General features: G+C 34.8%; 6 protein-coding genes. 3 read left to right on the forward strand and 3 right to left on the reverse strand.

Annotation, left to right across the window (positions count from 1 at the left end):
• Positions 1 to 153 precede the first annotated feature (153 nt).
• The 3 genes from BM057_RS10720 (at position 154) to BM057_RS10730 (ending at position 2,207) form a co-directional block, all read left to right on the forward strand.
• Positions 154 to 990: a ParA family protein gene (locus BM057_RS10720; RefSeq protein ID WP_092093690.1), complete on the forward strand. Its 837-nt coding sequence runs from the start codon at positions 154 to 156 to the stop codon at positions 988 to 990.
• A gap of 42 nt (positions 991 to 1,032) precedes the next feature.
• On the forward strand, positions 1,033 to 1,395 hold the full coding sequence (locus tag BM057_RS10725; protein WP_092093693.1) for a hypothetical protein: 363 nt from the start codon (positions 1,033 to 1,035) through the stop codon (positions 1,393 to 1,395).
• 92 nt (positions 1,396 to 1,487) lie between these two features.
• The gene (locus BM057_RS10730; RefSeq protein ID WP_092093695.1) at positions 1,488 to 2,207 is read left to right on the forward strand and encodes a Fic family protein; all 720 of its coding nucleotides are present in this window, start codon (positions 1,488 to 1,490) and stop codon (positions 2,205 to 2,207) included.
• A gap of 301 nt (positions 2,208 to 2,508) precedes the next feature.
• On the opposite strand, the gene BM057_RS10735 is transcribed toward BM057_RS10730, so the two are convergent.
• The 3 genes from BM057_RS10735 to BM057_RS10745 form a co-directional block, all read right to left on the reverse strand.
• Complete coding sequence (locus tag BM057_RS10735) at positions 2,509 to 5,559, reverse strand: type I restriction endonuclease subunit R (RefSeq protein ID WP_342708101.1); 3,051 nt, start codon at positions 5,557 to 5,559, stop codon at positions 2,509 to 2,511.
• 96 nt (positions 5,560 to 5,655) lie between these two features.
• Positions 5,656 to 6,933 carry a restriction endonuclease subunit S gene (locus BM057_RS10740; protein ID WP_092093700.1) on the reverse strand — a complete coding sequence of 426 codons (1,278 nt, stop codon included), beginning with the start codon at positions 6,931 to 6,933 and terminating at the stop codon, positions 5,656 to 5,658.
• Complete coding sequence (locus BM057_RS10745) at positions 6,933 to 8,522, reverse strand: type I restriction-modification system subunit M (protein WP_092093703.1); 1,590 nt, start codon at positions 8,520 to 8,522, stop codon at positions 6,933 to 6,935. Before BM057_RS10745 ends, BM057_RS10740 begins: the two co-directional genes overlap by 1 nt.
• Between the last annotated feature and the right edge of the window lie 607 nt (positions 8,523 to 9,129).

Genomic DNA, 9,129 nt, shown 5'->3' on the forward strand with positions numbered 1-9,129 from the left:
GTCTACATGTAGATTTGTAGATTTGTAGATTCGTCTACATGTAGATTTGTAGACGACTTTTATTGATAACGTTTGACATATTGATTTAGCATGGTATATTTACGATATAATATCAAATGTAGATTTGTAGACAACTAAGAAAAGAGGGTTACAATGGCTAAAGTTATAACGTTTGGAAATTTCAAGGGTGGAACAGGTAAGACAACTAATAGTGCAATGATGGCCTATACATTATCTAAACTGGGCTATAAGACATTATTAGCAGATTTAGATCCTCAAGCGAATGCAACATCATTGTATTTACATACGAAACAACGAATTACGAATAATATTGTTACTTTTGATAAGACGTTAATGTCTGCGATAGCAGATGAAGACTTATCGGATATCATTATTGAAATCAAAGAAAATCTTTTTTTACTGCCCAGCTTTGCAGATTTTACTTCATATCCATTATTCTTAGAAAAAAAATTTCCAGACAGTCAATTTAATAGGGTGACTTTTCTAAATGAATTAATGACTAAGATTAAGGACGACTACGATTTTATTCTGGTAGATGTTCCACCTACTTTGAGTACTTATACCGACTCGGCTTTGTTAGCTTCTGACTACACCATTATTGTCCTGCAGACACAAGAACGTTCTTTAGTAGGTGCTGAAGCATATGTAGGGTACTTACAAGAACTCATTGATAACTATAATGCAGATTTTGATATTTTAGGTGTACTACCTGTATTACTAAAAAACAATTCAAAGGTAGATGAAGCCACACTCAATACAGCGAAAGAAAAATTTGGTGAAGAAAACCTATTCAATATTGTAGTTAAAAATATGGAGCGATTAAAACGGTATGACATTATTGGGATAGTTGATCCAGATTTAGATACTAAATATGATATTCATGATAAGAGAGTCATGGGGCTTTATAAACGAGTTACAGAAGAAATGTTAAAACGACTAGAAATGATAGAATCTCGAAACGCACAGTAAACATTCTTCATACCATGTATAAAGAAAGAAGAGGGTGACAGTATGGCAGATAATTTATTAAATAAAAATAAAGGGAAACGGAATCTTCTCGAACGGAAAGAAGAAGTGAAACCCCAACAATCTTTTAATCGATCCAGTTTATTTACAGTAAACGAATCTCAGCAAGCAAATGAAGACACAAAAAAAGACACTCCTCGAAAAAAAGAAAAGGGTAAAACAACTACCATTCGTTGTGCAGCTGATACCTCACATCGTCTAAATGCAATCGTTACTTCTTTCAATTTAGACAGTGTAAATGAACTAATAGAAATTTTATTAGACAATTATGAAGCTTCTTTAACGACGGATGAACGAAGAGAAATCAAGACTCTACTAGAGGTTTACCAACGTAAATCTAAAAAGTAGATTTGTATACGCGTCTACATGTAGACGCGTATACAAATCGTCTAGTTATGATACTTTATTGAACTAAGTTTAGAAAAAGGAGGTATATCAGAATGAATAACGCTCTTAAAAAAATTACCAGTGAGTATTTTGAAGATATTTTGGTTCGATTAGCCCATCATTCAGCAGGTATTGAAGGTAACACTATTTCTTTGCCTGCTACAGTTTCTATCATTGTCAATGGGACTTTACCATCCAGTTCGGGAGCAACGGTCAGAGAATTCTATGAAATAGAGAACCACAAACAAGCTTTTGAAAGAATAGCCACTCATTTATTCAATAATGATAGGTTGTCTGTAACTATTATTAAAGAGATTCATGCTGATTTAACTGATCGCTTGCAGTACGATAAAGGTCAATTTAAAAAAAGCGAAAACATGATTATAGGTGCCGAGTTTCAATCCGCTTCTCCGGCTGAAACACCCTTACTTGTAGCGCAATTAGTTGATAATTTGCAGTATCGGTTAGATAACGCTAAAACGAACGATGACAAATTGTTAGCGATTTTGGATACTCACATTCAATTTGAACGAATCCATCCATTCTCCGACGGAAATGGACGCACTGGGCGGATGATAATGATGTATTCATTGCTACAAGAAGGATTTCCACCACTTATTATTGAAAAAGAAACCAAAGCACAGTACGTCGAATTTTTGGCCAATCAAGATATAGATGGCTTCTTTCAATTCGCAAAAGAAAGATTGGATAAAGAGCAGAAAAGAATGCAAGCATTTCATAATATGGATCAAGAACAAATTAGATATGAATAAACAAAATTGAGTTTTAGTATCATTTTTTAAAATGATAAAAACATCAACATTATTTATGGAAATGATGCCACGTCTAAATACTATATATCATATGGACGAATAGGAAAATCAAAGACCACTCAATTATGTAGATTGCGGGCAATTTATCCGACACAAAAAGTGGCTGGGACAAAACTACTTTCATTTGTTTTATAAAGATCTAGAAAAACACACTCCCACTATTGAACAAAATAGTTCATAGTTTTGGGAGTGTGTTTTTTTGAGAGACCTTTTGTCCCAGCCTCTTCTTTGCTATTCATTTTTAGAAGTTTTTGTTCGTTAACGGGAGTATTTCGCTTTCGATTACATCGGTATACTCTTGTTTAGCGAATTTTTTCACTCTGAATTTTTTCTGTACTTTCTCCCGATTTTCTTCTAGGTAACGATCTTTATCCATATTCTCAAGGAGATTACTCTCACCAGTTTGTTTACCTGATTTTTCTGGTTTGTAATTTTCAATCAGATAATACAAATCATCAGGCTGAATATAAAGGTTTTCGGATAAGTTTTGTACTAAATCATCAATACGCTCATCAATACGTTTTTCGATTTCACTCGATACATTAAGCGTATTTTCTGCTTGTGCTAGCTCATTATCATCCTTAATAGTAGAGAAGATATCTTCAATAATTTCACCTAATTTAGGGTTATTATCTTTAAACTTCGTTAAGTAAGCTTCAGCGTCAACAATACGTTTGATACGATTTTGACTATCAGGTTCATTTACGATCGTTTGCATTAACAGCATTAAGTACTCGTAGTCAATTTGTTGCTTGCCTACTTCAGACAACTGATAATCGAAGTCAATCGTTAAGTCATCTTCTTCATCTTCATCGATTTGTTCTCTAATTTTTTCTAAGGCGTTCTCATACTTACCATGGTAGGACTCTATTACTTCAGGACGTAAGTTGTATTGTTGTTCAAACACCTCTTCATCAAACTCTGAATATACTTGGATAGCCCCTAAGCTCTTATCAAATTCTTGATAAGCTTTAACAAAGAGTTTGAGGGTATCAACATCATCATTGACATCAATGTTCTCTGGGCTAGGCGCAACAGAAATTAAACGCTCATAAGCGTCCTGGAATCGTCCGTATGACTCATTCCACCCTGGCGCCTGTATTGCGCTCTCTCCACCGTTTGAATACAAAATAAAGGCATTTTCGACCGCTTCTTGATACTGAATTGGATATTGGAAAGTCATAATCTGGCCGTATTGTTTATCCTTGTCGTAGATACGATTTGTCCGTGAAAAAGCTTGAATTAAATGGTGCGGCTTTGCGGGTGGTCTATCCATGAATAAAATAGCTGTTGAAGGTGAATCGAATCCAGTTAATAGACGATCAACCACAATCACAATATCTAATTGTTCACTACGTGTACGGTATATATCTTTTTTCCGTGCTAAACGATTATTAATGTCTTGGTTAAAAGCTCTAACCTGTTCTAGGTCATAATGTGTGTTGAACGTTTCATTATAATCTTGAATGATTTGTTTATATTGTGATTGACGTTCAAAAGAAGTTTCTTCTGTTTCATTTAAAGAATAAGTCACCGCTACTTTCGGGAAGTCTGATACTTGACTCTTTGTTTTTTCACTTATCTTAACGCTTGATTTACCTTCTTTTACTTCATTAAATAGTTCATAATAGCGTTGTGCATCAGGAATAGAACGTGTGGTTAAAATCGCACTATAGGTGTTCCCTGGCCCACGAGTGAGTTTGAATTTATGTCTTGAGTAATTAACGATTTGGTCAATGACTTTTAGTTTGTGTTCATCATTTTCATAAGCCTCTCTAGGTAACTTAGCTTCTATTTCATGTTCACTCAGCCCATCTATATCTATACCTGATTGGTCAAAATAATCTACAATGGAGTTCTTTTCAAGTGTATTAATATATTCAACTTGGAAACCGAGTACGGCTTTATCATGAATAGCTTCTTTTACCGTATATTCATGTAGACGTGGGCCATACTGTTCTTCTGTTGTACGTGGCATATCCCCAAATTCATCTCTCGCATTTTCAGCAAATATTGGCGTTCCAGTAAAGCCATACCAAAGGGATTTAGGGAAGAACTTCGTAATTTCTTGTTGTTTTTTAGGGGTCACAGCACGGTGACACTCATCTACAACGAACCCTATGTTTAAATTGCGTAATTTCTTTGCGATACGGTTATCTTCTTTGTCCCCGTAACGTTTCATGACATAATTTAATTTTTGTATCGTTGTAATGACTAAGTCACGGTCATTAGCGGTTAATTTTCGCACCAAATCGGATACGTTATCCGTATCATTCACTTCTACAACGTCATTCATTGCATAAGATTTAAAGGCAGTACCCGTTTGTTGGTCAAGGTCAATTCGGTCTACGATAAATATCGTTTTATCTAAGGCTGGGCTTCTCAATAAGTTTCTGGCCACTTTATAAGACGTAAGTGTTTTACCAGAACCTGTTGTATGCCACACGTAACCAGACTGACGTTGCCTTACGGCTTGCTCTACAGCTAAGATCGCATGAATTTGATAAGGTCTGAGTAGAATAATCGCTTTATGGTCAGCATCTAACACAGAAAACTCGGTAATCATTTTATGACCTTGTGGAATAGACAGCACTTCTTTAGCAAAATCTAAATAACTATTGACTCTATTATTATTTTTATCTACCCATGAAGTTAAGAACTCTTTATTAATATGTTGACCATCAGCAGCTGCAATATACTTCGTATCTACCCCATTTGTGACCACAAACATTTGAAGCATTGAAAAGATACCTGTATATTTACCTTCGTTTGAGTATTTCTTGATTTGTTCGAAAGCCGCCATATACCCTTCTGAACGATTCTTTAATTCAATCTGAATTAAAGGTAATCCGTTTATCAATAAAGTGACATCAAAACGGCGATTACGGTCTTGTTCATCACGTTTACTTGACGCGTATTGATTAATCACTTCATAAACAGAAATACCACCAGAGATATCTTGTGACTTGAATACAGTTAAGGAAACCTTGCCTAATTTCGCATCTTCACGTTGTACAAGGACTTGTGCAATCCCATTTTCCCCTTTTAACCATTCACCAGCACGATAAAATGACCCGAAGTTTAATTGTGTTTTGACTTGTCCAAACTCCATATCCGTTAACGGGACGTCATTCAATTTATCTTTATTATTACGAGTCAGAATTTTGCGGAAATTATCCCATAAATCTTCTTCGTTTCTTAAATCTGGCCGATAAGTCCATTGCGATTCACCATTGATTAACTGATCTATCAGCTTATTTTCCATTTCGCTTTCTAATTCAAAGCTTTTCACATTACACACTCCTTTATAATTATTTTTATACAAATACCTTCGCTATATCAATACTCTTTATCAAGGTTAGATATATAGCGAAGGTGATTTATATGATTATATAAACATATTTTGTAATAAAACTTGTTTCATATTTTGTAATTGTTCTAATTTACGCTGATGAAGAGCAATCATTGTGTCTAACTGTTTAAAAGTCAACCCTACCTGTTTTTGTTCTGAAATATTAGGTATTGGAACAGGTATAGATTTTAATTGTTTTATTGGCAATTGTTTTAAAGCAGTTCCAGTGATTCTAGAGAACATTTCTTTTTGCCCTTTACGGCTTAATAAGTACTGCGTTAAAAACATTCCCCATATTTCGCTTTTGTTTGTTCGTAGTATAGCTAATTGAGAGTTTATATTCCAACCTACATTTTGTTTAGTAGCATAACCTAAAGTCCCTAGCGAACCCCGTACCGCAAGAATAATATCATCTTCCTGAATATGGCCAGATGCTAGTTCGTAATGCTTTTCTTTCTTTATATAATTAGCATTAGTTTCATCCAAATAACCATTTAAAAAGTTACTTCCGCGTAAAAAAGGAACGCCACCGTTTTCCTTAGTAGACATGTCATTAGCTGAAGGGTATGCTTCTCCGTAATTTCCATCTGTAAAATATGTATCCGTTTGACCCAACTTTCGCTCTTCCCAATCCCCTTCAAACCCAGCAAACCGTAATTTCGGCACCGTTTCGCCTTTACCTGGGAACATTTGCTGTAACAACGCTTCTTTTAGTTGATTTAACTGGTCTAACTTACGCTGATGAAGAGTGATAGTATTTTCGATGAAATTTAAGAAATTTCCAATCTTTTCTTGTTCCTGTTCAGAATTAGGCAACAAATAACTAACGTGTATTAGTTGAGAAACTTTAATACTTGGCTGAACTGCCCCCATTTCAATTCTTTTTGCTCGTTTAAGATTTTCTGGTAACTGGAACATCTGAACCAAGAATTGTGGATTATTACCTTCGATTGCTCTGAAAGCCACGATATTTTGAGCAATAGTTGCCCCAGCATAATCATCCATTAATGTTACTAGACCTGTGTTACCTACTGTAGAGAACAATATATCATCCTTCTTTATATGGGCTCGGAACCAGCCGTTGTATGTTTCTTCATCTACATATTTTGTTACCTTAGTATAATCAGGCGAAGCTCTACCCAGACTAGCAACCTCTAACAAAGGATAACGTCCAAATTCTTGAGTTGGTGGAGTTTTTCCTCTATTATCTACCGCTTTTATAACGAAATCCCCCAACCTACGCTGTTCCCAATCATCAGTAAAGCCTTTAAACCGAAGATTTGGTGCATTTGGTTTGTCTTTGTTTATACTCATTATCCCAAGACCTCCTTCAATGCATCAATGATGTCTTTGGTATCATCTGTTACCTCTAAATCATCAACCATCGCTAAAAGTTCTTTAGAAACTGATTCAATCTCTTGATCCGTTTGTTTCATTTCGTCTTTTAAAGCCACAACATCAATCGGTTCAGCTTCTTCAAATGTATCGACATAGCGTGGGATATTTAGGTTGAAATCATTTTCTTCGATTTCTTCATAGGTCGCAACATGTGCGTATTTCTCTATATCTTCACGTTTTAAATAAGTTTCATAGATTTTATCTAAATGCTTTTCTTCTAATTTATTTTGATTTTTGACTTTAGTAAATTCATTTGAAGCATCAATGAATAGCACATCACGACTATCACGGTTTTTCTTCAGAATAACAACCGTTGTAGGAATACTTGTATTGAAGAAGATGTTCGCTGGTAAGCCAATAACCGTATCAATAGCGCCTTGTTCTAGTAAGGCTTTACGGATTTTACCTTCAGCAGCACCACGGAATAGTACACCGTGTGGTAAAACAATGGCCATTTTGCCATCATTTTTCAAATGGAAGTAACCATGTAATAAGAACGCGAAGTCAGCTTTTGATTTTGGTGGTAACACACCATAAGAAGCGAAACGTGGGTCATCTAAGAAACCTTTAGATGCTGACCATTTTGCTGAATAAGGTGGGTTCATCAGAACGGCATCAAAGTTTGTAGGTTCATCTTGTGGCCAGTCCGCATCTAAGGTGTCCCCATTACGTAAAGTTTGGTTTTCTGGATCTACGTTATGTAGGAACATATTCATACGAGCTAAGTTATATGTTGATGTATTTAATTCTTGACCAAAATAACGAATTGTTGACGCTTCATTTGAATATTTAGACGCATTTAATAGTAATGATCCTGAACCCATTGTCGGGTCATAAACAGTTAAACCTTTCTTATCTTCTTTATTTGCCAAAGCGATTCGGGTCATAAGGGTGGACACCTGAGATGGCGTGTAGAACTCCCCGGCTTTCTTACCTGAGTCCTCCGCAAACTGTCCGATAAGGTATTCATAGGCATCACCCAAAGCGTCCCCGTCATAATTAGCCAAGTTTAAATTATCTAAAGCTCTCATAACTTGAGAAATCGTATCGTTTTGTTTTTGTGGTGTAGCACCTAATTTTTTAGAGTTTAAATCAATATCTTCGAATAAATCTTCAAACACGTTTGACGATTGTTCAATATCCCGTAAACCTTGTTGTAAGTGTTCGCGTTGGAATGTATGGTTATTGATTTCTTCCATCAAAGCAGAGAATGTCAATTCTGGTTTAATTCGATAAGACATTTCATAAACCAATGCAGATTGAAACTCTTCGCTAAATTCATCATCCGCATAGGCTTCACGGTACATATCTAAAGCTTCATCTAAATTTTCTGTTTTTTCTTCTAACATTTCCGATGAATGCACTAGCATCGTATCTGATAAATATTTGTAGAAAATCAATCCAAGTAAATAGTTCTTATACTCACTAGCGTCCATTTTAGAACGTAATACATCTGCTGAATTCCATAATGCTTGATATAGTTCTGTTGCTGTTCCCTTAGTCATGTAAAATCCTCCAAATATAATTTAATGTAATCACTTTTATTGTTTAAAATACATAATTAAATACTATGCATCTATTATAACAAATGAGTGAATGTTTATAGCGCCGATTTGTAAATGTTTCCCAGCCTCTTGGCATTTTTATTGGCTTCTCTTATTTCAACTTATTTGTGATAATTAATTCGACCAAGAAACTACACAATCTCTGACTTGTTACTCTATTAACTAACTAGAATCTATATTAGATTGTTAAATCAGAAAAAAACTCTATTTTTTCTCTGTGATTTCAGTATCAAAAACAATCGATTATGAGACGATTTTGAAGGACTGCTTTTTCACCTAAAAAGTAGTTCTTTTCGGTCTCAAAACATTTCTCTTTATATACGTATCATTAACCATATGTATAATGCAAAAGAATAATCATATGAAAATAATATTCATTAAAATAACCAATAGTCTTTATGTCAATTTTTGAAATGGTTATTAAAATCGTAACATAGAATTTTTAGACTCTTGTATGTGTAAAATAGTTCTCGAGATGTTTTTCATTTTTTACTAGAAAAAAGAAAGAAGGCGTTCTATCATAAATGTATGCTTGACTGGCAAATAC

Source organism: Pisciglobus halotolerans, assembly GCF_900113675.1.
In the GTDB taxonomy this organism is placed as follows: domain Bacteria; phylum Bacillota; class Bacilli; order Lactobacillales; family Carnobacteriaceae; genus Pisciglobus; species Pisciglobus halotolerans.

Bases quoted from the DNA above. Each gene is read 5' to 3' on its own strand.
- BM057_RS10745 (WP_092093703.1), bottom strand. From the start codon at position 8,522: ATGACTAAGGGAACAGCAACAGAACTATATCAAGCATTATGGAATTCA.
- BM057_RS10730 (WP_092093695.1), top strand. From the start codon at position 1,488: ATGAATAACGCTCTTAAAAAAATTACCAGTGAGTATTTTGAAGATATT.
- BM057_RS10725 (WP_092093693.1), top strand. From the start codon at position 1,033: ATGGCAGATAATTTATTAAATAAAAATAAAGGGAAACGGAATCTTCTC.
- BM057_RS10720 (WP_092093690.1), top strand. From the start codon at position 154: ATGGCTAAAGTTATAACGTTTGGAAATTTCAAGGGTGGAACAGGTAAG.
- BM057_RS10740 (WP_092093700.1), bottom strand. From the start codon at position 6,933: ATGAGTATAAACAAAGACAAACCAAATGCACCAAATCTTCGGTTTAAA.